At 34.8% G+C, this 24693-nt stretch carries 29 protein-coding genes; 23 read left to right on the top strand and 6 right to left on the bottom strand.

Features of this window, described 5'->3' with window-relative positions; translation table 11 throughout:
• The 10 genes from GMB29_RS14635 to GMB29_RS14595 all read left to right on the top strand — a co-directional run bounded on the left by GMB29_RS14635 (position 1) and on the right by GMB29_RS14595 (position 8420).
• Entirely contained in the window at positions 1 to 333 is a 333-nt protein-coding gene (locus GMB29_RS14635; RefSeq protein WP_227551359.1) for a metal-sulfur cluster assembly factor, read from the top strand.
• Positions 330 to 545 (top strand): hypothetical protein, encoded by a 216-nt coding sequence (locus GMB29_RS14630; RefSeq protein ID WP_136354781.1) that lies wholly within the window; start codon positions 330 to 332, stop codon positions 543 to 545. The genes GMB29_RS14635 and GMB29_RS14630 overlap by 4 nt, the downstream gene beginning before the upstream one ends.
• Before the next feature lie 24 nt (positions 546 to 569).
• The gene (locus GMB29_RS14625; RefSeq protein WP_136354779.1) at positions 570 to 1208 is read left to right on the top strand and encodes a Phenylacetic acid catabolic protein; all 639 of its coding nucleotides are present in this window, start codon (positions 570 to 572) and stop codon (positions 1206 to 1208) included.
• On the top strand, positions 1186 to 1380 hold the full coding sequence (locus GMB29_RS28165) for a PaaD-like zinc ribbon domain-containing protein (protein WP_136354778.1): 195 nt from the start codon (positions 1186 to 1188) through the stop codon (positions 1378 to 1380). Before GMB29_RS14625 ends, GMB29_RS28165 begins: the two co-directional genes overlap by 23 nt.
• 2 nt (positions 1381 to 1382) lie before the next feature.
• Complete coding sequence (locus tag GMB29_RS14620; protein WP_136354776.1) at positions 1383 to 2243, top strand: 3-hydroxyacyl-CoA dehydrogenase NAD-binding domain-containing protein; 861 nt, start codon at positions 1383 to 1385, stop codon at positions 2241 to 2243.
• The gene (locus tag GMB29_RS14615; protein ID WP_136354774.1) at positions 2233 to 2985 is read left to right on the top strand and encodes a 3-hydroxyacyl-CoA dehydrogenase family protein; all 753 of its coding nucleotides are present in this window, start codon (positions 2233 to 2235) and stop codon (positions 2983 to 2985) included. Before GMB29_RS14620 ends, GMB29_RS14615 begins: the two co-directional genes overlap by 11 nt.
• Positions 2982 to 4181: a thiolase family protein gene (locus GMB29_RS14610; protein WP_136354772.1), complete on the top strand. Its 1200-nt coding sequence runs from the start codon at positions 2982 to 2984 to the stop codon at positions 4179 to 4181. The genes GMB29_RS14615 and GMB29_RS14610 overlap by 4 nt, the downstream gene beginning before the upstream one ends.
• A gap of 14 nt (positions 4182 to 4195) precedes the next feature.
• Positions 4196 to 5701: an aldehyde dehydrogenase family protein gene (locus GMB29_RS14605; RefSeq protein ID WP_136354770.1), complete on the top strand. Its 1506-nt coding sequence runs from the start codon at positions 4196 to 4198 to the stop codon at positions 5699 to 5701.
• A 103-nt stretch (positions 5702 to 5804) separates the two neighbouring features.
• The gene (locus GMB29_RS14600) at positions 5805 to 6599 is read left to right on the top strand and encodes an enoyl-CoA hydratase/isomerase family protein (RefSeq protein ID WP_136354768.1); all 795 of its coding nucleotides are present in this window, start codon (positions 5805 to 5807) and stop codon (positions 6597 to 6599) included.
• 246 nt (positions 6600 to 6845) lie between these two features.
• Complete coding sequence (locus GMB29_RS14595; RefSeq protein WP_136354766.1) at positions 6846 to 8420, top strand: benzoate-CoA ligase family protein; 1575 nt, start codon at positions 6846 to 6848, stop codon at positions 8418 to 8420.
• A 69-nt stretch (positions 8421 to 8489) separates the two neighbouring features.
• Here GMB29_RS14595 and GMB29_RS14590 read toward each other — a convergent pair whose 3' ends face one another.
• From GMB29_RS14590 to GMB29_RS14580, 3 genes are all read right to left on the bottom strand, one after another.
• On the bottom strand, positions 8490 to 9035 hold the full coding sequence (locus tag GMB29_RS14590; protein ID WP_136354764.1) for an NADPH-dependent FMN reductase: 546 nt from the start codon (positions 9033 to 9035) through the stop codon (positions 8490 to 8492).
• A gap of 174 nt (positions 9036 to 9209) precedes the next feature.
• Positions 9210 to 10196: a TIGR03943 family putative permease subunit gene (locus GMB29_RS14585; protein ID WP_136354762.1), complete on the bottom strand. Its 987-nt coding sequence runs from the start codon at positions 10194 to 10196 to the stop codon at positions 9210 to 9212.
• A 12-nt stretch (positions 10197 to 10208) separates the two neighbouring features.
• The gene (locus GMB29_RS14580) at positions 10209 to 11207 is read right to left on the bottom strand and encodes a permease (RefSeq protein WP_136354760.1); all 999 of its coding nucleotides are present in this window, start codon (positions 11205 to 11207) and stop codon (positions 10209 to 10211) included.
• Positions 11208 to 11847: 640 nt separating this feature from the next.
• Here GMB29_RS14580 and GMB29_RS14575 point away from each other — a divergent pair.
• Entirely contained in the window at positions 11848 to 13992 is a 2145-nt protein-coding gene (locus GMB29_RS14575; RefSeq protein ID WP_136354758.1) for a DNA topoisomerase III, read from the top strand.
• A gap of 102 nt (positions 13993 to 14094) precedes the next feature.
• Here the strand turns inward: GMB29_RS14575 and GMB29_RS14570 are convergent, their stop codons facing one another.
• A complete protein-coding gene (locus tag GMB29_RS14570; protein WP_136354756.1) occupies positions 14095 to 14544 on the bottom strand; it encodes a DinB family protein in 450 nt (149 codons plus the stop codon).
• A 254-nt stretch (positions 14545 to 14798) separates the two neighbouring features.
• On the opposite strand from GMB29_RS14570, the gene GMB29_RS14565 reads away from it, so the two are divergent.
• From GMB29_RS14565 to sda, 12 genes are all read left to right on the top strand, one after another.
• Positions 14799 to 15236: a VOC family protein gene (locus GMB29_RS14565; RefSeq protein ID WP_136354754.1), complete on the top strand. Its 438-nt coding sequence runs from the start codon at positions 14799 to 14801 to the stop codon at positions 15234 to 15236.
• A gap of 145 nt (positions 15237 to 15381) precedes the next feature.
• Positions 15382 to 16341 (top strand): D-2-hydroxyacid dehydrogenase, encoded by a 960-nt coding sequence (locus tag GMB29_RS14560; RefSeq protein ID WP_227551357.1) that lies wholly within the window; start codon positions 15382 to 15384, stop codon positions 16339 to 16341.
• 218 nt (positions 16342 to 16559) lie between these two features.
• The gene (locus tag GMB29_RS27730; protein WP_264766579.1) at positions 16560 to 16694 is read left to right on the top strand and encodes a hypothetical protein; all 135 of its coding nucleotides are present in this window, start codon (positions 16560 to 16562) and stop codon (positions 16692 to 16694) included.
• 55 nt (positions 16695 to 16749) lie between these two features.
• Complete coding sequence (locus GMB29_RS14555; protein WP_136354753.1) at positions 16750 to 17685, top strand: tyrosine-type recombinase/integrase; 936 nt, start codon at positions 16750 to 16752, stop codon at positions 17683 to 17685.
• Between the two features lie 135 nt (positions 17686 to 17820).
• Positions 17821 to 18207, top strand: a complete 387-nt coding sequence (locus GMB29_RS14550; RefSeq protein ID WP_136354751.1) for a DUF5412 family protein — start codon at positions 17821 to 17823, stop codon at positions 18205 to 18207.
• Positions 18208 to 19864: 1657 nt separating this feature from the next.
• The gene (locus GMB29_RS14545) at positions 19865 to 20623 is read left to right on the top strand and encodes a hypothetical protein (RefSeq protein ID WP_136354749.1); all 759 of its coding nucleotides are present in this window, start codon (positions 19865 to 19867) and stop codon (positions 20621 to 20623) included.
• Between the two features lie 697 nt (positions 20624 to 21320).
• Positions 21321 to 21527: a hypothetical protein gene (locus GMB29_RS14540; RefSeq protein WP_136354747.1), complete on the top strand. Its 207-nt coding sequence runs from the start codon at positions 21321 to 21323 to the stop codon at positions 21525 to 21527.
• A 2-nt stretch (positions 21528 to 21529) separates the two neighbouring features.
• Complete coding sequence (locus tag GMB29_RS14535; protein ID WP_136354745.1) at positions 21530 to 22228, top strand: hypothetical protein; 699 nt, start codon at positions 21530 to 21532, stop codon at positions 22226 to 22228.
• A gap of 47 nt (positions 22229 to 22275) precedes the next feature.
• Positions 22276 to 22791: a terminase small subunit gene (locus GMB29_RS14530; protein ID WP_136354743.1), complete on the top strand. Its 516-nt coding sequence runs from the start codon at positions 22276 to 22278 to the stop codon at positions 22789 to 22791.
• A complete protein-coding gene (locus tag GMB29_RS14525; RefSeq protein ID WP_136354741.1) occupies positions 22781 to 23230 on the top strand; it encodes a hypothetical protein in 450 nt (149 codons plus the stop codon). The genes GMB29_RS14530 and GMB29_RS14525 overlap by 11 nt, the downstream gene beginning before the upstream one ends.
• Positions 23231 to 23259: 29 nt before the next feature.
• Entirely contained in the window at positions 23260 to 23505 is a 246-nt protein-coding gene (locus GMB29_RS14520; protein ID WP_136354739.1) for a hypothetical protein, read from the top strand.
• Between the two features lie 108 nt (positions 23506 to 23613).
• Positions 23614 to 23778, top strand: a complete 165-nt coding sequence (sda, locus tag GMB29_RS14515) for a sporulation histidine kinase inhibitor Sda (RefSeq protein ID WP_136354738.1) — start codon at positions 23614 to 23616, stop codon at positions 23776 to 23778.
• Between the two features lie 16 nt (positions 23779 to 23794).
• On the opposite strand, the gene GMB29_RS14510 is transcribed toward sda, so the two are convergent.
• Both GMB29_RS14510 and GMB29_RS14505 read right to left on the bottom strand, forming a co-directional pair.
• Positions 23795 to 23935 carry a hypothetical protein gene (locus GMB29_RS14510; RefSeq protein WP_155443902.1) on the bottom strand — a complete coding sequence of 47 codons (141 nt, stop codon included), beginning with the start codon at positions 23933 to 23935 and terminating at the stop codon, positions 23795 to 23797.
• Between the two features lie 174 nt (positions 23936 to 24109).
• On the bottom strand, positions 24110 to 24553 hold the full coding sequence (locus tag GMB29_RS14505; protein WP_136354736.1) for a hypothetical protein: 444 nt from the start codon (positions 24551 to 24553) through the stop codon (positions 24110 to 24112).
• Between the last annotated feature and the right edge of the window lie 140 nt (positions 24554 to 24693).

Here is a 24693-nt window from a genome sequence, read left to right as displayed (position 1 = left end):
ATGAGCGAGACAACAATGATTAGCACATCAACAGAAAAATATTGGAACGCCTTAAAAGAAGTAATGGATCCGGAATTCCCAATTAGTGTTGTGGATATGGGATTAATTTATGAAATTTTTAAAAGTGATCGTGATTTGGAAGTTAGAATGACATATACATCAACTGGATGTGCTTGTATGCAATGGATTGAAAGCGATATCAAGGAACGGTTGCTAAAAGAGGAAGAAATCGACAATGTTGATATCCAAGTTGTTTGGGATCCGCCATGGACAACAAAAAACCTAAGTGAAGAAGGGAAAAAGATACTAAAAAATTGGGGGGTTAGTTCATGACAAAAGAAAATAATTTAATAGATTATGTTCTTTTTACTCGTATAAAACGCGGGGATGACTTAATACAAGTAGGCTCTTTTAAAGCTGTCAGCAATGAGTTGGCCGAAATTTATGCTCAGCATATATATGACGAAGAGGATTGGGTAGAAATGCAAATTGTGCCGAAAGATGCGATGATTTGCATCCGTAAGCCAGAACCACTATTTAAGTGATGAACTGAGTGAGGAGTGAGGGAAATGACAGAGCAAAACAACACTTCATTAATCGAATTAGCAGAAACAATTGCAGACAATAAATATATTTTAGGTGACCGACTAGTTGAAATTGGAGTAAGTGGACCAAAACTAGAAGCAACGCTTTCTGCGATTGCAATGGCACAACAAGAATTAGGACATTCGAGACTTATTTATAGATGGTCTTATGATTTAAAAGGGATCAATGGAAGTAAAGTTGAAATAAAAGACCAAACAGGGAAAGCCTTTTCAAAAAATGTTGAAATTAGTAATTGGATCGAACTAATTGCTGGGTTATATGCAACAAATGTTGCGACAGATTTAGTAATGAAAGCAATAATTGCAGCGGAAAATACTAGTATCAATCATCCATTTAGTAAAATGCTAAAGGAGCAAAATGAACACCTGATTTATTCCAAAAGCTGGTGTAAACAATTATTAAATGACAAGGGCTCAATACCTGTTAGATTTAAACATGCAATCGAGAAAGTTACGATTGAAGTAGTAGATTGGTTGAAGAAGGTAGAGAATGATCCTCTTTTAATCTCACAAAATATCATTGGTCCAAATGCGAACCTTGTTTCTGAAAGTAAACAACAAATCGATGAATTACTAAATAATGGAGTTGTTACAAGTGTCTGATAAAACTGCTTTGGTAGAATGTTCATTTTGCTCTTCTACTAACGTAGAGAAAATATCTTCATTTGGTACAGCCCAATTAGTAAGACAGTATTATTGCAATAATTGTAATAGTGTATTCGAATATATTCGCTGGCAGGAATCAGCAGATGAAAGAATGAAAGGTGTCGAATGACAATGGTTCAGATTAATAAAGTGGGGGTAGTTGGTTCTGGAACGATGGGCGCTGGAATCGCTCAACTAGTCATTCAGAATGGCTATACTGCCATCATGTTCGATATCGATCAAGAAACGGTAAACAAAGCAAAAATAGGTATTGAAGCGAGATTAGATCGCCTTGTTCAAAAGAAAAAAGCAAGTATTGATGAAATAACTTCAGCTAAACAATTACTTAAATCAACAACTACCATGGAAGACTTTAAAGATTGTCAATTAGTAATTGAAGCAGCACCTGAAAAAATTGAAATAAAACGTTCGATTTTTCAACAACTAGAACAAATTTGTTCACATAAAACAATTTTAGCGACAAATACATCGTCACTTTCAATTACCGAAATTTCTGGCCAAATTACACATTCAAAACGTGTTGCGGGATTCCATTTCTTTAATCCTGCACCCATTATGCCATTAGTTGAGGTTATACAAGGTTTAAAAACGGCACCAGAAACAATAGAAGCGTTAGTGGAATTTGCAAAAGCCTTAAATAAAGAGCCTGTTGTCTGTATGGATTCACCAGGGTTTATTGTTAATCGCGTTGCCCGTCCTTTTTACAATGAAGCGCTCAGAATAATGAATGATCAAGTTGCTACAGTCGAGCAAATCGATCGAATTATGAAACGAGCAGGTAATTTTAAAATGGGACCATTCGAGCTTCAAGATTTTATTGGAATTGATATTAATTTTGCAGCCACAAAATCGGTTCATGCAGGTTACTACGGAGAGAGCCGATTTAAGCCTCATTTTTATCAAGAGCGAATGGTTCAAGCAGGGAACCTAGGTAGAAAGGCAAATGGAGGGTACTATCGTTATGACGAGTAAAACGATTATCGTACTAGGTGAAAATTTACTTGCAAAGGAATTATTTAAAGCGATTCAAAAAAATAATACCGGCCAGGTACATTTAAATGAATTGTCTACAATCGGTCATGTTGACATCGTAATTGAAACAACAAATCTAGATTTAAATGATAAGAAAAGAAAACTTCAAGAGATTGAAGCAATGGTTACATCAAATACATTAATTTTATCATCAATCCTTCATGTAACAGCAACAGAGGTTGCATCATGGCTAAAACATCCTGAAAGATTAATAGGATTTGGTACATTTTCTAACTTTTATGAAAGTAATCTGATAGAAATTGCCTATCCATTGCAAGCTGATTCTAGTTATCTCCAAACTGCACAAGAAACTTTCCAATTGTTACAATTGGAAACCGAAATCGTTGAAGATGAGGTTGGTCTAGTCTTTCCACGTATACTATCTTTAATTATTAACGAAGCGGCTTTTGCACTGACTGAAGGGACTGCAACGGTTCAGGACATTGATCTAGCTATGAAAAAAGGGACGAATTATCCTTTAGGACCTTTTGAGTGGGCTGAGAAAATAGGTTTAGAGGATGTGTATGCTGTTTTACTTGGTTTATATAATCAATATGGTGAAGAGCGGTATAGACCAGCACCTCTTATCAAAAAGCTTGTTTCTGCAGGCTGGGTTGGTGGTGATAAAGAGAAAGGATTCTATCACTATCAATATCGCAAAACAAAGGAGTATTCAATATGAGAGAAGCCGTCATCATAGATGCTGTTCGTACACCGATTGGCAGAGTAAATGGTGCTTTATCAAATGTTAGACCAGATGACTTAGCAGGTCATGTGATAAAAGAGCTGCTTGCTCGAGTAAATATTGATAAATCACTTATTGAAGATGTCTACTTTGGCTGTGCAAATCAAGGCGGAGAAGATAATCGAAATGTAGCGAGAATGGGATTATTATTAGCAGGTGTACCTGAAACAGTACCAGGTGTAACTGTTAATAGATTATGTGGCTCTGGATTAGATGCGGTTAACCAAGCAACAGCTGCTATAAAAGCTGGATTAGGTGATGTATTTATTGCTGGTGGAACAGAAAGTATGACGCGTGCCCCATATGTCATGATGAAGCCGCATTTGTCCGGATCAAGAGGAAATCAGACGTTACATGATACAACACTTGGTTGGCGCTTAGTAAATCCAAAAATGGAAGAAATGTACCCTCCTATTAGTTTAGGAGAAACAGCTGAAAATGTTGCTGAACGGTATAACGTAACAAGAGAAGAACAAGATCATCTAGCATTGATTAGTCAACAGAAAGCAGCTATTGCAATTGAAAGCGGAAGATTTAATGAAGAGATTGTGCCAATAGAAATTCCGCAAAAAAAAGGTGAGAGCATCACTTTTGCTAAGGATGAACATGTTAGACCTGGGACAACAATTGAAGCGCTGTCAAACTTACGTCCTGTTTTTAGACAAGGTGGTACAGTGACAGCTGGCAACTCTTCAGGTATTAATGATGGGGCTTGTGCGCTATTAATCATGGAGAGAGAATTGGCTGAAAAATTGAATTTAAAGCCTTTTGCAAAAATCGTAACTTCTGCTGTAAGTGGTGTTGATCCATCTTATATGGGGATCGGTCCAATCCCTGCGACTCAAAAGGCATTACAAAGAGCTAGTATCACAACTGATGATCTGGATCTAATCGAAATCAACGAGGCTTTTGCAGCACAATCTGTTGCTTGTATCAAAGAACTAGGTTTAGACATGGATAAAGTTAATGTTAATGGTGGTGCTATTGCATTAGGTCATCCACTTGGATGCAGCGGAGCCCGTATTTTAACGACTCTTGTACATGAAATGCAAAAGCGTGACGCTAGATATGGATTAGCAACAATGTGTATTGGCGTAGGGCAAGGTATCGCAACAATTATTGAGAAAGTATAAGGAGTGATATACACGTGATCGAAGTGAGAAACGGTGTAGGTGTAATCAAAGAGACGTACCAACTATTTATCAATGGAGAATATACGAACAGCAGCAATAATGAATTTTTTGAAACGTACAATCCTGCAACTGGTGAAGTGTTGGCAAAAGTTGCAAAAGCAACAAAAGAAGATGTGGATCGTACGGTAGAAGCAGCAAGAACTGCGTTTGAATCAGGAAAATGGCCAAGACAAACACATACAAAACGTGCAAGACTTTTAAATAATATTGCTGAAATTATGAGAAAACGTTTTAACGAGCTTGTTGAGGCTGAAGTGTTAAATAGTGGTAAGACAGTAGCTGCAGCACAAGGGCAAATAGGTCAAGCAATCGAAGATTTTGAATTTTATGCTGGAGCAATTACAACTTATGGCGGGCGTACGAATCCTACTCCAAATGGATTTTTCAATTATACATTAAAAGAGCCTGTCGGCGTATGTGCACAAATCATTCCTTGGAATTATCCGTTAATGATGGCTGCTTGGAAAATTGCCCCTGCATTAGCAGCAGGTTGTACTGTGATTTTAAAACCAGCTTCAAATACACCTATTACAGCCTATATGCTAGCAGATATTTGCCGTGAAGCAGGTGTTCCAGAAGGTGTTGTAAACGTCCTGACTGGAAGTGGTTCTGAAATTGGACCATATTTAACTGAGCATCCAGGTGTTGACAAAGTAGCATTCACAGGAGAAACAGATACAGGGAAAGACATTATGTCCCGAGCTTCTGAAACGTTAAAGCGAGTGACACTTGAATTAGGTGGAAAATCACCAAGCATTGTGTTTGATGATTGTGATATTGATGCAGCAGTCGTAGGTTCTATTTATGGAATCTTTTACAATACTGGACAATCTTGTGAAGCAAGATCAAGAATTTTTGTTCATGAAAAAATATATGATGAATTTTTAGACAAATTTATTGAAAAAGCTAAATTACTAAAAATTGGCGATCCATTTAATAAAGAAACACATATGGGTGCATTAATTTCTAAGAGTCATGAAGAAGTAGTTGATGGTTATGTAAAAATCGCTATTGAAGAAGGTGCAGAGGTTCTTTACGGAGGAAAACGTCCTGAAGGCCCAGAGTTTGAAAAAGGGTACTGGTATATGCCAACTATTATTGGTAATGTGACAAACAATATGAGAATCGCGCAAGAAGAAGTGTTTGGTCCGGTAGTAGTAGTTATGAAGTTTAGTGATGAGAAAGAAGTTCTGAAACTATCAAATGATTCAATCTTTGGTCTTGGTTCAGCTGTGTGGACGAAAGATAATGGGAAGGCACATCGAATCGCCGCAGGACTTCGAGCTGGAATTGTTATGGTTAACAGCCCAATCTCAGCATTCCCAGGTACTCCTTTTGGAGGCTATAAGCAATCTGGATTTGGAAGAGAGCTATGTATTGAGACATTGGATTTATACTCTGAAACAAAAAGTGTTGTCTCTTATATTGGAGAACGTCCATTAAATCTATTTGGAATTTAAACTTTGTTATCTTAATCACATGTGAAATAGGCTATTTTTAGAATGATGTTTTTCAAAAGTGCCTAATAAAATAAAAAAAGTTAACTAATTGGAGGAATAAAAAATGACAACAGAAACTAAAACTCAAAATTTAACAGTAGTTAAAAACAATGGAATAGCAGAGGTTCATATCCACGTTAACAAAACAAATGCTTATGATCTTGATTACTACAAAGAATTAAATGCAGCAATCGATGATATCCGTTTTGATAATGATATTAAAGTAGCCGTGTTAATGAGTGATATGCCTAAATTTTTCTCAGCTGGCGCAAACATTAACTTTTTAAAAGCATCAGAACCTCGTTTCAAAACGCAATTCTGCTTATTCTGTAATGAAACGTTAGATAAAATTGCTCGTTCACCACAAATCTGGATCGCGTGCTTAGAAGGACATACAGTTGGCGGCGGTTTAGAAATGGCATTAGCTTGTGACTTACGTTTCATGGGTGATGAAGCAGGTAAAATCGGCCTTCCTGAAATTACACTTGGAGTATTAGCTGGTACAGGTGGTACACAACGTTTAGCTCGTCAAGTTGGACATTCAAAAGCATTAGACCTAAACTTAACTGGTGAAACATTAACACCACAGGAAGCATTAAATATTCGCTTAGTTGACCGTATCTTCCCACAAGAAGAAACAAGAGCGAAAACATTAGAATACGCAGAAAAGATTGCGAACAGTGCAACATATGCAGCATCAAATATTAAACTATCCATTATGAATGGTAAGGAAATGCCGTTAAATGTAGCAATCCGTTACGAAGGTGAGCTGCAAAACCTATTATTCCGTTCACAAGATGCACAAGAAGGACTAAGTTCATTCATTGAAAAACGTGAAGCAAATTGGATTGGTAAATAATATAGGATTTTATCCAACATCAAAAGGTAAAAGCTTAGCTTTTACCTTTTGATAAGCATTTTTTTATTGCAAATAATTCTATTGAAAAATTCTGACCATTTGTAAATAATTGAATAAACAATATGTAGCAAATCTTTTAGTAATAGTAGATCCTATTTATAATCTCATTTACTCTTAAAATCTTTAAAAATATGGAACATTTACGTTTGATCTCTAGCAACCATTCATTATATTGGGGGGAAAAATGTGATTGAAACAACACTAAATTTAAAAGGTGTAAAAAGCCATTATAATGCAGCGAGCCGATTCATCGAAGAAAACGTACGTAATGGTTTAGGTAACAAAGTAGCGATAATTAGTGATGATAAGACGATGACATACAATGAACTATTAACAGATGTTAATAAATTTGGAAGCGCTTTAAAGACCATCGGTGTAGAAAATGAGAATCGAATGCTTTTAATAACTTATGACTCGCCAGAATTTGTTGTTTCGTTCTACGGTGCCATAAAAGTTGGTGCTGTTCCGATTCCGATTAATACAATGTTTCAACCCAATGATTATGAATATGTTTTAAATAATAGTCGTGCAAAGGTACTCCTTATCCATGAAGACTTTTGGGTGAAGCTAAAGGATCAAAGAGAGCGCTATATTTATCTTAAACATGTTATTGTTATTTCTGATCAAGTTGTCCAAGATGCTGATGTGACCGATTATAAAGAATTTATTAATCGTGGTTCTGAAGAATTAGAGCCTTTTTATACAACAGCAGAGGACACTGGTTTTTGGCTTTATAGTTCAGGTAGTACTGGTAATCCTAAAGGAGTTATCCATTATCAAAAAAACATGGAAGCTTCATTTAAAAATTATGCTCAAAATATTTTAAAGATGACCGAAAATGATGTTACATTCTCAGCTTCAAAGCTTTTCTTTGCTTATGGATTAGGAAATGCTATGTATTTCCCGTTTGGAGCAGGAGGCACAACCGTTCTCTTAAAAGATAGACCAACTCCTGATAAAATTTACGAGACATTAGAAAAGACGAAGCCTACCATCTTTTTTGGTGTACCAACTTTATATGGATCGATGATTAATTATGTTGAGAAAACGGGTAAAATCCCAGATCTTTCTTCAGTCAGAATCTGTGTATCAGCTGGTGAAGCACTACCTTCAACCTTTATCCAGAAGTGGCGAGAACTTTTTAATCTTGATATTCTTGATGGAATTGGTTCAACAGAAGTTGCACACATTTATCTGTCCAACCGTATAGGAGATATTAAACCTGGAAGCACTGGTAAGATTGTGCCGGGATATGAAGCAAGAATTCTTAATGATCAATCAATTGAAGTAGGACCAAATGAGACTGGTGATTTACTCATTAAAGGTGAAAGTATAACAGGTGGATATTGGTGTAACATCGAAGAAAATCAACGTAAATTTTATGGTAAGTGGATGCATACTGGGGATAAATATTATCAAGATGATGAAGGATACTTTTGGTATGCAGGTCGTTCTGATGATATGTTAAAAGTTGGCGGCATTTGGGTATCACCAATCGAAATTGAATCCTTACTATTCCAACATGATAAAGTGCTTGAAGTTGCAGTGATTGGAAAGAAAAAAGAAAATAATCTCGTTTATCCAAAAGCTTATATTGTATTAAAAGATGGAGTGTCTCCTTCAGAAGAATTAAGCCAAGAACTAAAGGATTACGTGAAAACTAATTTAGCACCATATAAATATCCTAGAGAAATAGAATTCTTAGATGAATTACCAAAAACAGCAACTGGTAAAGTTCAACGTTTTAGATTACGTGTATAATCAGTAATTACCTTCAAACTCCCCCCCCAATAAGGATATATACCTATTGGGGGGGGAGTTTGAAATATATTATCGATTTTGGTGATTAAACCAATTAATAAAGTTATCAACGACTTTATCTAAAAACTGCACTGTCGGCTCGTGAATTAGTTCTCCTTTATCATTGAATTTCTCATGTACAGCCCCAACATAAACTTCGTTTCCTGGAAGAAGTGGTGATGAAAGGCCCATAGCAAATAAAATATCACGTAAATGTAATTGGGCTTTAACAGTACCTAAATTCCCCATTGAAGCGCCGACAATCCAAGAAGGTTTACCAATCATTACTTTCTCTACGCGTGACAACCAATCAATTGCATTCCCTAATACTCCTGGAATTGTAGCATTATATTCAGGCGTTACCCATAACACTGCGTCAGAATTAGCAACTTTATTTTTGAAATCTTTAACAACCTGAGGTGGATCATTTTCAATATCTTGATCATAGAAAGGCAATTCACGAATAGAAAGAATTTCAAGATCAAATTGTTCTGTATATCGGCTTTGAATAAATTTTGCAAGCTTTAAGTTGTAAGAGTCTTTGCGAATACTTCCCACAATTGCGACAATTTTCATTAAAATACCTCCAAATTACATGTATAGTTGTTATTGTATCATCCTTATCACTTTACCATAATAAAGGATAATTAATTGTAACGGAAATAAATTGCTCAGAAATGATAGAAACTATATAAATACATAAAGAAAGAAGCTGAATTAGAGTGGTATCATCAGCTTCCTATCACATCTTTATAAGACTTTAATGTTTAAAGGATAAAGATAAGGTTCTTTTGGCTCACTGACTTTTTCCCAATTCGTAATTTTAATATAGGGAAGGACTGTACCGTTATAAGTCGTTACATCTAATATGCCTTTAGCTTTAATCCATGTATCCTCTTTAATTGAAGAAGCTTCGGGTAATTCGGTTAGAAATCCAATAATGCTCGCATCTGCTACACAGTGGGAAATCAAATATCTTGAAATGACGAGTTGCTCCTGTTTTAACCCTGCCTCTTTATAGACAAATCCTGTTAATTCAATATTTTTGCCCTTATATTTATCGATATTCATACTAATTTCATCATAGTAAGTAGCAAACATTGCCTCGTCCATCACGATATTTGAGTTTTGTAATAATTCTTGTGTTAATTGTTCATATTCATCTTTTGTTATTGTATTTTGTTCTAAGTCATTAGGGTCTGCATTTTCATGAATGAGTAAATTTTCATCAATTTCATTTTCCTCAGTATTGTCATCAACATACCGTTCTTCCGTTCCTGTTTTATTATTATTTTCAGATGAACCGTTATTTAAGCCTGCATCAGCCATTTGTTTTTGATTGGTTAGAATCGCCATACCACCTTTTTTTTCAGCAATAGCAGCATCCAGAATCTTAGCTGGGAGCAGAAATCCTGATAATAAAGGAGAAATAATAATTAAGTAAGAAAATAGTTTTTTTACTGTAAATGGAGTGTTCCCATGATCGTGGTGATGTTCACAATTGTGATCATCATGATTATGATGACAACGATCATGATGATTTTCCCTATTAGTCCATATTCTAGTAATCTGAATGAAAAACAATAATAAAAAAATAATAGATGCTGATTGACTTAACCCCACATATTTAGGATTAATAAACTTAGTAATGTCCCCAGTAAAATGGAGATGGAAAATCAGAATTGTAAATGCAAGTAAAATTAGTGCTCTAATTGCCTGCTGAAAATTGAAAATCACGATATCACCCCCTTATATAAAACCTTTCAGCAGCATTAGAGTAATAAATATAATTGAAGCAACAATCGAGAGTACGCCAAAAACAAACTTAAATCGGAAGACGCTAAGCATCATGAGGGTATTCTTTAAATCAATCATAGGCCCGAAAATCAAAAAACCAAGGATAGATGGAGTTGGAAAAAGATTGCTAAAGGAAGCCCCTATAAATGCATCTGCTTCAGAGCATAGTGATAAAACATATGCTAAGCCCATCATGACTAGTAATGATGAAACGGGTCCACTGCCAGCTTCTAAAAGAGATTTAGCCGGCATATAGGTTTGTACAAAAGCAGCCAAAAAGGCACCCATGATTAAATATTTAGCCATGTCAAAAAATTCATCTATTGAATGGGTGAGCATTGACCAAAAGCGATTCATAAAAGTTTCATCCTTAACTTGTTCGTGAGAGTGACTTAAATGAAGGGAAGCTTTGAATTGATTTCCTTTAAATAGCATACTTACTATCATTGCAACTATTATTGCAATAATAAAGCCCAAACCCATCCTCAATCCTGCTATTTTAATATCATTGCCAAATGCCATATAAGTTGAAGCGATAACAATAGGATTGATAAGAGGACCTGTCAACATAAAGCCCATTGCTGCGTATATAGGTACACCTTTTGAAACAAGCCTCCGGACGATGGGGACAATTCCACATTCACATGCAGGAAATAATGCTCCTACTACACAACTCATGATAACCGCCATTATTTTGTTTTTAGGAATCCATCTTTGAATATGTTCTTCGGTTACAAAAATTTGAATCATTCCTGCAATAAGTACTCCAATTAAAACAAAGGGAAGGGCTTCTATCAAAATACTAAGAAAAATAGTGTTTAGGTTTAATAAAGAAGGGGGGAAATCTGAAGAAACTTTAACACCAGAGCTTAGCGATACGAGAAAAAGGGCCAAAGCTATAATTAATATACCGGTAATATCAATAATATTGCCACGAATTATGCGGTTCATAGTTACCTCCGAAATGATCATTTATATGATTCTATGTAAAATATATATAGTCATAATTGATAGAGTATGTATTGGAAATGATATTAAATTATGTTAGGTGATTAAATCGAAATAATTACGTTTTATATTTTAGTTTATAAGTATGCCTTTGTAAATTAAATTATTAATAATAATTTTTAAAAACTAATTTTTCAAGAGGGATACTTTGTGATTGTTTCTATTAGTGATATTACAAATTTAGAGATCCTCATTAATGAATGTATGAAAAGAGATGACTAAAAATGTAGTCACCTCAACTATTATTCATTGATCGTTTTTATTTAGAACCATTGATTTTGGCAGTGGTAGTATATTTGATTACTCTATAGTATGTTGGTACCTCGCTACAATAATCACGGTCTTTAGGTAGTTTTCCTAGTATTCAGTTTTGGGTGCTCTGTGTTTTTAGCCATTTATTTTCTTAAATTAATCCGAACACTTTTTCCAAGAAATGCTTGGAATATAGTCAAAAAACAGTGTTTTTACTAACACAATAAGATAAAAAATCATTTTCCCTGTTTTTCAAGAGAGAAAAAATAGAGTAAAATAATAGATGCTTAATAGATAAATAGCTTTAGATAAATGATAAGGTGATAAAGAAATGAAGCTTATAATCGCAGAAAAACCAGATCAAGCATCAACCCTTTGTGCACAATTTCAAAGGGTTAAGAAAGATGGCTACTTTGAGGTCAAACCTAATGAACTTTTCCCAAATGGCGCGTTTTGTACATGGGCAATCGGTCATTTAACACAATTAAGTGCACCTGAAGCTTATAAGGATGAATGGAAAAAGTGGTCAATCTCAATGTTGCCGATCATTCCTGATAAATTTAAATATGAAGTAACAAAATCAAAAGCGAAGCAATTCAATATTGTCAAACAGTTAATAAAAAATCCAGCAGTAAATGAAATCATTCATGCAGGTGATGCCGGGCGTGAAGGGGAGCTAATTATCCGAAATATTATTCAGCTTTCAGGTGTGAAAAAACCATTAAAAAGATTGTGGATTTCTTCCCTTACACCAGCATCCATTCTTGAAGGATTTCGCCATTTACTAGATGATGAAAAAACGAGAAATCTCTATTATGAAGCATATTCCCGAGCTTGTGCCGATTGGCTAGTTGGAATGAACGCTTCACGGGTATATTCCCTTTTATTAAAAGAGAAAGGGATGAATGACGTTTTTTCAGCAGGACGTGTTCAAACACCAACACTTGCATTAATTGTAAAAAGAGAAAAAGAGATCGATGCATTTAAACCTGAACCATTTTGGGAAATCGTTGCAACGTTTCAAGTCAATGGTAAGAAGTATCAAGGGAAATGGCAAAAAGATCATCAAACAAGGGTAATGGATGTTGAGCTTGCTAATAAAATTGCAGCATTTTGTAAAGATAAGCCCGCTGAAATTAATGAAATCATAACCGAGCGCAAGGAATACCAACCGCCATTATTATTTAACTTGTCATCGCTTCAAGCTACAGCAAATAAGGCGTATAAATTTTCTCCTAAAAAGACTTTGGACATTGTACAATCACTGTATCAAAAAGGGATTGTTTCCTATCCACGAAGTGATTCAACCTACGTCACAAAAGGTGAAGCAGAGCTCTTTCCAGAAATTTTAGCGAAATTAAGTGCTTTTGATGACTACAAAGACTTATTTCCTTTGCCAAAATCATCAATCATAGATAATTCACGTTATGTAAATGAAAAAAAAGTGACGGATCACTATGCGATTATCCCAACAGAGCAGGTGAAAGATCCAAAAAGATTATCAGCTGATGAACAAAAAATGTATGACATGATCGTTAGAAGACTGATTGCTGCTCATTACGATAAAGCCATTTTTGACTATTCTACTTTAACAACATTGGTTGATGGCCGTGCAGAATTTATTACAAAGGGAAAACAGCAAATTCAGGAAGGCTGGAGAAAAGTCATTTTCCAAGAGGAGAAAGAAAAAGACCAGCTCCTTCCGAATGTAAGTAAAGGCGATCGCGGGCAAGTTCACAAAGTGGAAACAAAGGAAAGCAAAACACAGCCTCCAAAACGATATACAGAAGGTCAGTTAATCACATTAATGAAAACGGCTGGAAAATATCTGGAGAATGATGAATTAGAAAAAGTGTTAAGCAGAGTAGAAGGGTTAGGAACGGAGGCAACGAGAGCCGGGATTATTACGATGTTAAAAGATCGTAAATATATAGATGTGAAAAAAAATCAGGTATTCGCTACAGATAAAGGCAAGGTTTTGATTGAAGCCATCGGTGATCAAATTTTAGCCTCACCTGAAATGACTGCGAAATGGGAGCAGCGTCTTTCAGAAATTGGTGAAGGACAGGCATCACCAAGCGTTTTTATGGAGTTAACGAAAAAGCTCTCTTCAAAGATCGTTCAAGATGCCATAACAGTTGCACCAAATTGGAGCTTCGAAGGATTAGAAGTAGAAGCTATTCAACGTAAATCTTCACGCTTCAAAGTGAGTAAAAAACTCGGTAAATGTAAGCTGTGTGACGGTGACATAGTTGACAAAGGTGAATTTTACGGATGTGCTAATTACAAAACGAATAAATGTACCTTTACGATTTCCAAAAAAATCCTCGGTAAAAAAATTACGCAGGCAAATGTTCAAAAGTTATTAAAAGACGGAAGCTCCGACCAAATAAAAGGCTTTAAAAAGGGCGAAAAAGCGTTTGATGCAAAACTTGAATGGAAAGATGGGAAAATTGGGTTTTTGTTTGAAACGTAAGCTTATTTTTTTAAGCATTCGTTGAAGCGGGATATGACACGTTTTGTTATATCCTGCTTTTGTACATAAAGAGTAATCATGGTCTTGATCGTTCTTGTGGAATTATCTTACAAATGTAATGAAATCTGTACCAACAGGTTCGAAACCGTCAAGTCGAAGTTTCTGATTAATTTGACCGCGGTGATAATGACCGTGAAGGGCGATATGGGTTAAAATATCTCTTATTGATGTTGTAAATTCTTGACCAGTACTATTTCTATAGGTAATAAGTTTATCCGCATGCTGGTCAGGCAAACTTGCAAAAAATTGTTCATACTTTTGCTTATTTTGATTTATTTGTTTCGAACATTCTTCAATTCCTAGTTCTGTCCAAATCAGTGAAGCTTGATTTTCGAGACCTATTATTCGATTTAACCATACTTCTTCCGTTAGAAGAATATGAGAAAATAATCGTTTCTCTTCATTCATTTTATCTTCACTATTTTGCAAGACAGCTAGTATTTGTTCATTTGCCCAATGTAAATGCTCAAACATCTTGTAAATGGTTTGCAACTAAAACAACCTCCCAGATTCATAATGTTTCCATATCTTGCTAAAAAACCATTCTTATCGATAGTCTATAACAATCTGTTCAAATTTAGTAGTTTTAAATAGGAGCTTTAGTATTGTAAGTTAATAATATAGCTTTGTGAAGAAATTAGTCGGAAGCTTGCAGCATGGATAGGAATCTTTTGCATCTTAATCAACATAGCCTTAAAAGCGTTTTCTTTAGACTCCATTTTAAAAATAGTTCAAGAGGTGATAGCATGAGCAACGTTTGGTCAAAAAAACTACCTGTCACTCAGTTTCGCATTGCAAGACCTACAAATCAATTACAGAAGATCATCGAATTTTATCGCGATGGAATTGGATTAGAAATAATTGGTCATTTTGAGCAACATAGCGGGTATGATGGAGTCATGTTTGGATTACCAAATGCAGCATATCACTTGGAATTTACTCAGTATATTGATGCAGAAGCATGTCCTCCCCCTTCAGAAGATCATTTATTAGTGTTTTATATACCTGACCGGAATGCTAGAGACAAAATCGTCCATAGATTAGCTGCAATGGGTTATCCAGAAGTAGCGCCAGAAAATCCGTACTGGAAAAAGAACGGTGTTACGATTGAAGACCCTGATGGATGGAGAATTGTTTTACAAAATGCCTATACACAAAATGGTGGTGAAACAAATAAAATGTAAAGGTTAATTGTAGTGAATAAGATGGCTTGATTAAATGATTAATAGAGGTCATTTCTTACATATAATTTCCAACAACGAAGAGCTGATCATAAGATAGCTTATCATGAAAATGATGAAAAAAAGCTTTTGCTGAAGGAGAGATTCGATGAAATTGAAATCAACACAACCAACCATTCTAGTATATAGTCCAGACCGAGCAAAAGCTTATGCAGAATGTGTAAGAAATCATGGATTTAATCATATAAAAGTAGCAGCAACGTCAGAGGAAGCAAAAAAGCATTTACCAGGTACAGAGATTATTTTAGGCTGGAAATTTCCAACCCACCTTTTAAATAAACCAAGCGCTTCATCTGTATCATGGTATCAGTCAATGGGAGCCGGGGTCGATGATTTGATGGCAGATGCTACCATTCCTAATAACATAACGATCACACGAATTGTTGATCAATTCGGTACTTATATTTCTGAATACGTTTTTACGTTTCTGTTATACATGTTAAAAGATGTCGCAAGGATGAAACAATCGCAACGTGAAAATCGCTGGGATCCATTTATTCCAGAATTACTAGCTGGGAAAACAATAGGAGTAGCAGGCTTAGGGTCAATTGGAGCAGAAATTGTCCAAAAAGCACGAGCATTTCAGATGAATGTTCATGGGTTAAGTTTTAATGGCAAGCAAGCTCATATAGTAGATCGCCATTTTTCACCGGAACAATGGGTAGCTTTTGTTAAAGATTTGGATTATTTAGTGCTGACATTACCATTAACAGATGCCACAAAACACATCATAAATCATGATATTTTGCTCGCGATGAAAACTAATGCCACTATTATGAATGTGGGACGCGGCGCATTAATAAATGAAACGGATTTGGTTTCTGTTATGAGGAAAGGTCATCTTAAAGCTGCCATTCTTGATGTATTTGAGACAGAACCGCTGCCAGTAGATCATCCACTATACACACTATCAAATGTCCATATCACGTCACATTTATCAGGACCAAGTACAACTGATGGAGTTTGTAGCTTTTTTGTGAATAATATCCAACGCTATGTAAATGATCAACCATTGCAAGGGCTTGTGAATCGTCAGCGAGGATATTAATGAATACTTTGTTTTTAAAGAATTCGCTTTTTCTAGACAAAACGTGTAAAATTTTGACTAGTTGCTAGAAATGATTGTCTTATAAGACTGTTATCGATATACTATTTAGTTGTATGTTTCTCTATTTTTATTCGCTTTATGTACAACATTTATGCAAAAAACAACGAGATCAAGACCATTTAGAAATAAAAGGGTAAGTTTGAAAGGAGAAAAACGTAATGAATGAACAACAACGTAAGGAAAGTACTCAAGTAAATCCATCGGACAAAAAATCCGAAAAGGACTACCCCTACGCTTCGCGTTCATTCAGCCTTACAGCCCCAAGGCTTCAAGCCTATTTCCGCAAAGTTTAAATTATGAGTTTGCCGTAATCCTAACGATTATTAAAATCAGGGAGGATTATCGCAAATGAACCTATCACTAGAAGACTACATTACAGAAATCGAAATCCAAAATTACAGTAAGTCAACCGTCAAAAACAAGAAAGCAATTTTAATACAGTTTGAAAGATGGTTGTGGGAATCCTTTCAGATTGAACTAGAGGATGCTACAACAAGACATATCAAAAGGTGGATTAAGCACCTGTTAGACGAAAGTATCAAAGCCAATACCATTAACACCAAACTAAAAACACTTAACAACTTCTATAAGTTCTGTATCAAAGAGAAAATCCTGAAAGACAATCCACTGAATGACATTGAACTACTTAAGGAAGAGAAGGTAATGATTAAGCCTTTTAGCATTGATGATATTCAGAAGATGATTGACTTCTATTGTGGAAGTAATTACATGGATGTCAGGAATAAAACTATCTTAACCTGTTTGTTTGAAACTGGTATCCGTTCTGCGGAGTTATCCAATATAATGTTAACGGATGTATTCGATGATGCCCTACTGATTAGGGGGAAAGGTAACAAACAGCGGTTAGTGCCTGTAAGCCTACATTTAAAGCGACAATTAAACAAGTATAGGAGAGTTAGAGAGAAGTACCTAAAAGGCGAGGAATGCCCCTTCCTGTTCGTCTGTACACGTGCCAAAGGTGGAGGGCTTGTAATGAAGGATGTTAACTCTATCGGTAGAATGGGTCATGATGCAGTTCTCAATGTAGTAAAGAGAAGCGGGAAAGCCTGTGGGGTAGATGTTAAGCTACTTGTACATAGTTGTAGGAGAAGCTATGCACAAATATCACTAGGGCATACAGACCTTTATACGGTTAGTCGGTTACTAGGACATAACCAGTTAGCGACAACCGAAAGATATATTCAATCAATGGAAGACAAGACTGTTTTAGAACGTGGGAGAAATGCTTCGCCGTTAACCACTCTTAGAAAGAAGTATTCATAATTAGAGATTACAAGCCTACCTATTAATGGTAGGTTCTTTTTTTTAGAAAGGGGCAGGATAGATAAAGAAGAACATAATAAAACAGTACATTTAGGTAAAAATAATTTTAATTTACTTGAATTTTGGGTGGTTCTAATGACAAAAAGATTAAAAACTCTTTTAATGAAGTTAATCATAATATTATTTGTATTTATGGCTGGTAATTATCTATTGGATTTCTTATTTGAGGATTTGTGTGGAAATGATATTAAACAAAAAATCCCTTCTCCTAATGGTGAGAATGTTGCTTATATTTTCGAAAGAAGTTGTGGTGCAACAACGGGATTTTCACCTCAATTATCCATATTAAACAAAGATGATGATTTTCAAAATGAATCAGGAAATACATTTAGGTCTGATAAAGACTTTTCTGTTGAATGGATTGACGAAAAGAACCTAAAAGTTATTTATGATAAATCTTCTGAAACTTGCGAAATGGATAAAAAAGTAAATGGGATTAATATTGAATATGTAGACGAGTAAAAGCCTATGAGGTAGAGACGCTTTTTCTTTATAAAGGATTCTAGCCTAAACGGTTAATCTTTTTTGTTTCGCCAATTTATACTGAGAAAAAAATAAAAATGGATGCCCCAAGTTTATTTTAAAAATGTATTAGATATTAATACCATCCACCAAATTATTCCAATTTTTAAAGCCCCCCAGCATTACCAACAATTCCCAACTATGGATAATCTAATCGTTATGTAAACAAATGGATTAAATGTATCAAAATGGCAATAAGGTTAAATGGTATGTACTGGTTATAATGACAGGTATTGGTAATGTGTTAGTGATAAGGATTTAATGTAAACAAATGGTAGTGTAGGAATGTACCGTTATAATTGGGTACTATTGGAACGGGTGGTATAATATGACATTATCTTTTTATTTCCATAATTCTACAACCAAACAAGATAATATTAACTTTATTGGAAAGGGGTGGGGCTAGGGGGTTGGTGTATCTACACTTATAATTATACAATCGGATGTATGTGGCATTCATCTCTATCCTTGGTAGTCCTAGCTTACCTATTGAATTAAAGACAATCTCCTATGGATTACCGCAAATATCACTCCAATTCTTACCATCTTGGTTGTATGAGGGGTGTATAAGGATAATCTCCCGCTTCCTTAAATTGGTACTTGACATAACGGTACATTTACCATTGGTTGACAAACCCTCTTTCCAACAAATACAAAAATCCTTCCATAAATTTCATGTTGACATTAACGGTTAGTTGTGACTAAAAAGTTTCCCTAAAATAACCATTGACAAAAATATTTATTTGTAAATATTAAAATTTCCAACAATTTACTATTGACATATCATCCCCGTAACGATACTTATTCTTAACACCTTCCAACAAATTCCACCCATCACAAACGCTGCTATGACAGTGTTTTCCTTAATTAGAATAAATATAATGTAGTATGTCTATCGTATCGGTATAACTCTTGTTTATATCGTTTCCCCTTCTTATAAACCTTTATCATAATTCTCTTATTAAGTTTACCGTTTGTATCCTATTTAAATATTTAATTGTGAGTGTAGACGAACAATTCATATCTTCATTAACTTGTAAAGCTTTTTAATAAGAACTGATTACCTTCGGTAGTGTTTTATTTCTTATCTATTATTTATTTCTCTATTAACTAACTTACCTCTCAATAATTAAAGCGACAAAACTTTTGAAAATCTAACAAATTTAAACTAAGTAATTATCACTAACTTATTACCCTTACAGTTATATAAGAGAGAAAAGTTTTGAAAATCTAACAAAAACATATCCCAATTTAAAGAACTGTCCTAACGGTACGGTTCTTTTTTTATGTCCTTTTGTGCATTCAATCCAGTTCCCTTTATTAGTAAGAGAAAGCTTATATAAAAATTGTGCATTTCATCAATTTGAATCGTTTTTTAAATAGGAAGGGTACAGAAAACAAGTTTCAATCGTTAAAAAATTATAGGGGCAAGGGTACAGAAAACGAGTTTGCTTTGTTAGTAAATTATAAGGCTTTTTAATCAACAGAAAAATGTCCCATGTTAAGAACATCATTCGATTAACAACTATGAGGGGTGCAAAAAACCAGTTTGACTTTATTAAGAAGTATAAACAAAACAAAAACAGGAGGAATTAAAATGACAATGTTAACAGAAGCAGAGGGAAAAATCATTAACAAGGTAGTTCAAAGAAAATTAAATCAGGTAATCCTATCTAACAACTGGAAGGTAGCAAAAGTTAAAGGTAAATGGAATGGAGGACACTGGAAAGCACAGGAGGTTGAATCCTATCTAATGGAGAAGGCAACAGTAAGGGCAATACGCTTCATTAATCGCCCAGAGAATGAAAGGACTACCGAATTAGAGAACTGGCTTAATAGGGGCATGGAATGGATTGTAAAGGACTTCTATAAACATATGAAGACACAAGATGTCCTAAACCTTGGAGATTCTTACACAGAGAAACTAAGTGTTAAACGTGCTTCAATGGATAACAAGGTAAAAGGAAACGGTAACCAAGACAATAACCTTACCCTACATGAAATGGTAGGAAATGACAATTCGCAGAAAACTGACAAAGTAACAACTGATAACACCATTATTGAATTGGTGGATGAAGTCCTAATGCTACTGGAAGATAAAGTAAGTGTTAACAAGTATGAAAAGTTTACTATCGTACTGGAAGGAATCGCCTTTGCTGATAAATGGACTATGAAAGATGACAAACTAGTAAAGACTGGAAGTGTAAAGGATAACGGTACAATCCATCTTGAGGGGTTAGGGGAAGAACTTGGAATGCACCCTTCTACCATCACTAGACTACTAAAGGAGATTGCTAAACTACTAGAGAATGATAAAAAATCTCTAAGAAAATTTGCAAAAACTGTAAGATTTTAAAAATAATATCCTCTTATATATATGTAAGGTAGTGCGAATCGCAATTACTTTTACCTCTCTTTTATTTTTTAGTTTGTCTATCTTATATTCCTCCTTTGCTAGACTTCATTAACTGCCATGTTGAGATAACACGCTTTGTTAGTGAGGTTTATGGAAAGTGGGAAACCATTTTCTAAATAAAATACTAATGACTAGAAGCCTAGCACATTCTTGGACATGGTATTGTATTTACCTTTAAGGTTTTCTTGGAATCAACAACCAAGATGTAAAAAGAACGTTGACGTATTCATGTGGACAATCCTTGTAATTTGGTGGGTAGAATTGGAACGCTATCCACCGCCTTTCTATCATGGGAAAAAGCAAGAGAAGAAAAACTGGTAACCAATCCAAGACGAAACAATCTTGTTAGTATCCCTCCGCCATTTCTTATTTTTCTTTCAAGAACCATCATTGTTCTTGTACAGGCTTTCTCTTTTACCTGTTCGCTTTGGAAGGGTTGACGGGTTATCTTGAGTCAGGTTGTTCCCCTTGAGGAAGGGAATGTAAAACCTAAAAGCTTTAACCACAAGTGCAAGACCCGTTACAACATGGATTGTAATGGCTTAGGACTATCCTATTAAAATCATCCTGTGAGGTGGTTATAGGGTAGTCCAATAATTTTTATAATCCGAAAAATAGAAAGGAGATTGGAGTTGGTATGGAAACTAACCAATTGTTGGAAGATACTGTTACCGTCTTATCGGTGGAAAATGAGAAATTAAAAAGAAAATACTTCTTTGCTACTAAGGAGAATCACCAGTTAAAGCAAGATTTAAAGAAAGCAATTGAAGAAATTGACAAACTGGAATTAGAATACCGAAGACTAACTAAGATGTTAGCACTATATGACAGGGGGAGAAAATAATTATGAACATGGAAGCACAATTAAAAGCAATGAACTCATTTATCAATTCACCAGTGGGAAGACAGATGAAATTAATGGCAGAACAAAATTTAAAATCTCAAAAGTCACTTATGGCACAAAAGGTACAAGAACTATCCAAGCTTAAAGAAATGGGAAATCCAACCATTACACTTGCTAGTAATGCAGGTGAAAAACGATTTGTAAAAGTGGATGGGATTGTAAGTTATTACACTGTTTCCCAAAACGGTAAAGTTTCTGATATTAAACCAGTAACCGCTAAGACATATGAAGGATTAGATGATTTATCCAAGGCTAACTTTAATTCTACTTTCAAAGCCGAAGCGATGGCTTTAGAATATGGAAGCTTTGACCAAAAGCCTTCAATGGATTACTATAACAAGGTTGTTGTAGCTAACGGAATGGACAGCCATCTCTTTGAATTAGAGTTGAATAGACCGAAAGTAGAACATGATATGGATTTCCATAAAGTTCCTGAAGTCTATAATGCTTATGATAGCTATGAGGACTATACAAAAGGAATCACTAAGGAAATGAAAGCATACCAACAAGCTACTTCAATCGAAGGTAGACAAGAACGGAAAGCAAAGATAGAGGAATTGGAAACAGAAATTAAATCACTGGAAAGAGAAGTTGGAATGTCTTCCAGTTATGTTCAATTTGAAGGAGGAAACGGAGAGTAAAATCCACTCCCTTTTTTTATTTGTCTTAAAACTAAGGAGGATATAACATGGAAAAACGTACCAAGAGTAAATTAGATGGATTAACCGATAAACAAAGAAGCTTTGCAATAGCCTATGCAGGAACGGGAGTTATAAAACAAGCTAGTGAACAAGTTGGTATTCATGTAAAGACAGGTGAAAAATACATGAAGAATGAACTGGTAAAAGCTTACATTCAGGAACTATCCACTGTTAACACCGAAGTTATGACAGGTTTACAAATGCAGGAAGAGTTATCCAAGATGATACTAAACGGTAAGGATGAAGTAGTAAATTATCAAACTGGTGAAATAGTAAAGGTTGCCATGCCTAACAGGGATAAAATAAAGGCTATTGAATTATTAGCCAAAATGACAGGTAACCTTCTAGCACCAGATAACCTTCATATCCATCTAACGGAGAAACCGAAGGAAATCATAGACCTAGAGAAAAGATGGGATTCCATAAACCGTAAAGAAGTCTATGCCCCAAGTGAAGAGGATTTAAATAACATCTTTGGAAGCGGTGAAGACAATGGAGAATAGTATCAGTAGTTATCGACTGGAAGATGATGGAACTATCATTATTGATTTACATGGTGAAATTTGGGATGGTGAGGAAGAAATATCCAGTGGGCAAATGGTTGGAAAATTTAAATATGCGGAACTACTTGCAGTTAACAAAGTGTATCACCGAATGAAGAAAAAGGAAAATCTTGCCTACGGGTTACATTCCAATCACTACCAAACTATGAAACTTCCAAAAGAATCCAATTGGGTTAAGGCAATAGAAAAATATCCAATAGGAAAAGTTATCCAGTTGAGAAAGGTTAAGTTTGAAATCTTTAAAGTAGAAGTCAATTTACCAGTGGAAGCCTTTGGAAAAGGTAAGGACATAACCAAAGTGGAGGATTTTTACATTGACGTTCATTTCAGGCTAGAAGGAACTAAAATAGACCCGTCAATTATACAAATCGTCTTATAAGCCCAAAGAGAAAAGGAGTTGTTCTAAAAATGTTTATTGATAGTTTTGAAGGATTACAGAATAGGAAACTTTACTTTATAACAGATGCTAATGGTACAGTACATTTACTGGATAACATTGTTAGTCGTGCATGGTTAAAAAAGAATCATCCGTTACATGTACAGCAAACTTCTTTCATATCTAAGTACATGCAATCACATACTAGGATTATTGATTGTACGGGATTGGGTTTAACAGGTAATGAAGAAAACAATTTAACACTGGAGGACTTCTAGGGGATAGCCTAAACGGGTTATTCTCTTTTTTGTCTAATTGCTTTACTAAAGAATAAAAACACTTTGAAGTAAAGAAAATATAGATATTAAATGAGGAAGTGATAAATTATGTCTTATTCTTGGTTCTATGTAGAGGATGAATTATTAATTAATATCTATAGAAAATCTGTTGAACAAAATTTAGATAAAGAATTTATTGAATTTGTATTTACTGAAATCAAAGGAAGAGATTTGGTTAGTGAAAAGCCAGTTCATCTTTTACGTATTAAGTAAACTCTAATTTAAATGGCTAACTCTTCCTCAACAACAAGGCTTTTGTTAAAAGTTCAATATCGCTTTGTAATAGTTTTTGGATGGATGGATTGTTACACTTGGAATAATCGTCTGTTAGTCTTTTTAGTTCCCGATAAAGTAACTCACTTTCAACCATTATTACTCCCCCCCTAAGCTAAGCATTATATCTATAAGTAATTATGAAATATTTTTAGACTAATTACTAGAATGTTTTTTGAAAATTAAGATTTCCTATAAGCACGACCTAACTAGGAGTGAGAAAAAGGGTTAAAAAAGCAAAAGAAGGAAGTCATAAAAATCTGATTAACGGTTAACTTAATATTTTCTTAATTAATAAACCAACAACCAATCCCGGTATAACAAATAGCATAGGAAGCCAAACAGGTCCGAATAAAACCCCAAATATCCTAAAACTTGATGAATAGATACATCCAACCGTTACAAAATAGGCTGAAAATACAAACGGAAGGAAAGCATACTTTTCTTTTCCCCCACCTGCGTCTTTAAACGCATCCCACATTGCGAAAAAATACAAACATGGATAAAACATTAACCATTGATAATCAACTTGTTCAATCGCTTTTTCAATATCCCTATGAAAACTTGAAATGATTGCTTCATTAAAATTCGCTTGTACATTAACTAGAAATTCTAAAAACAGAATAACAACACCTTTTACCACTTTTCCGTTTAAAAATTGTCCAAACCCTGGAAGTGCTATACTCCATAATAATTTTTCTTTTGCACTGTTCACATTATCCCGACTATCCTTTTATCAATTTAGTTTTTTCCATAGGGAGAATCATCATAATCTACTAATAGAAGTTTAGACTGCTTCATTTTTTCAACCGTTACTTTTTTGGTCAAGTGTTGAAGGTTGTATATTAAGCCATC

It is taken from the genome of Metabacillus sediminilitoris (genome assembly GCF_009720625.1).
In the GTDB taxonomy this organism is placed as follows: Bacteria; Bacillota; Bacilli; order Bacillales; family Bacillaceae; genus Metabacillus; species Metabacillus sediminilitoris.
The sequence above is the reverse complement of the archived record's forward strand: the minus strand, read 5'-3'. Positions and strand labels throughout refer to the sequence as shown.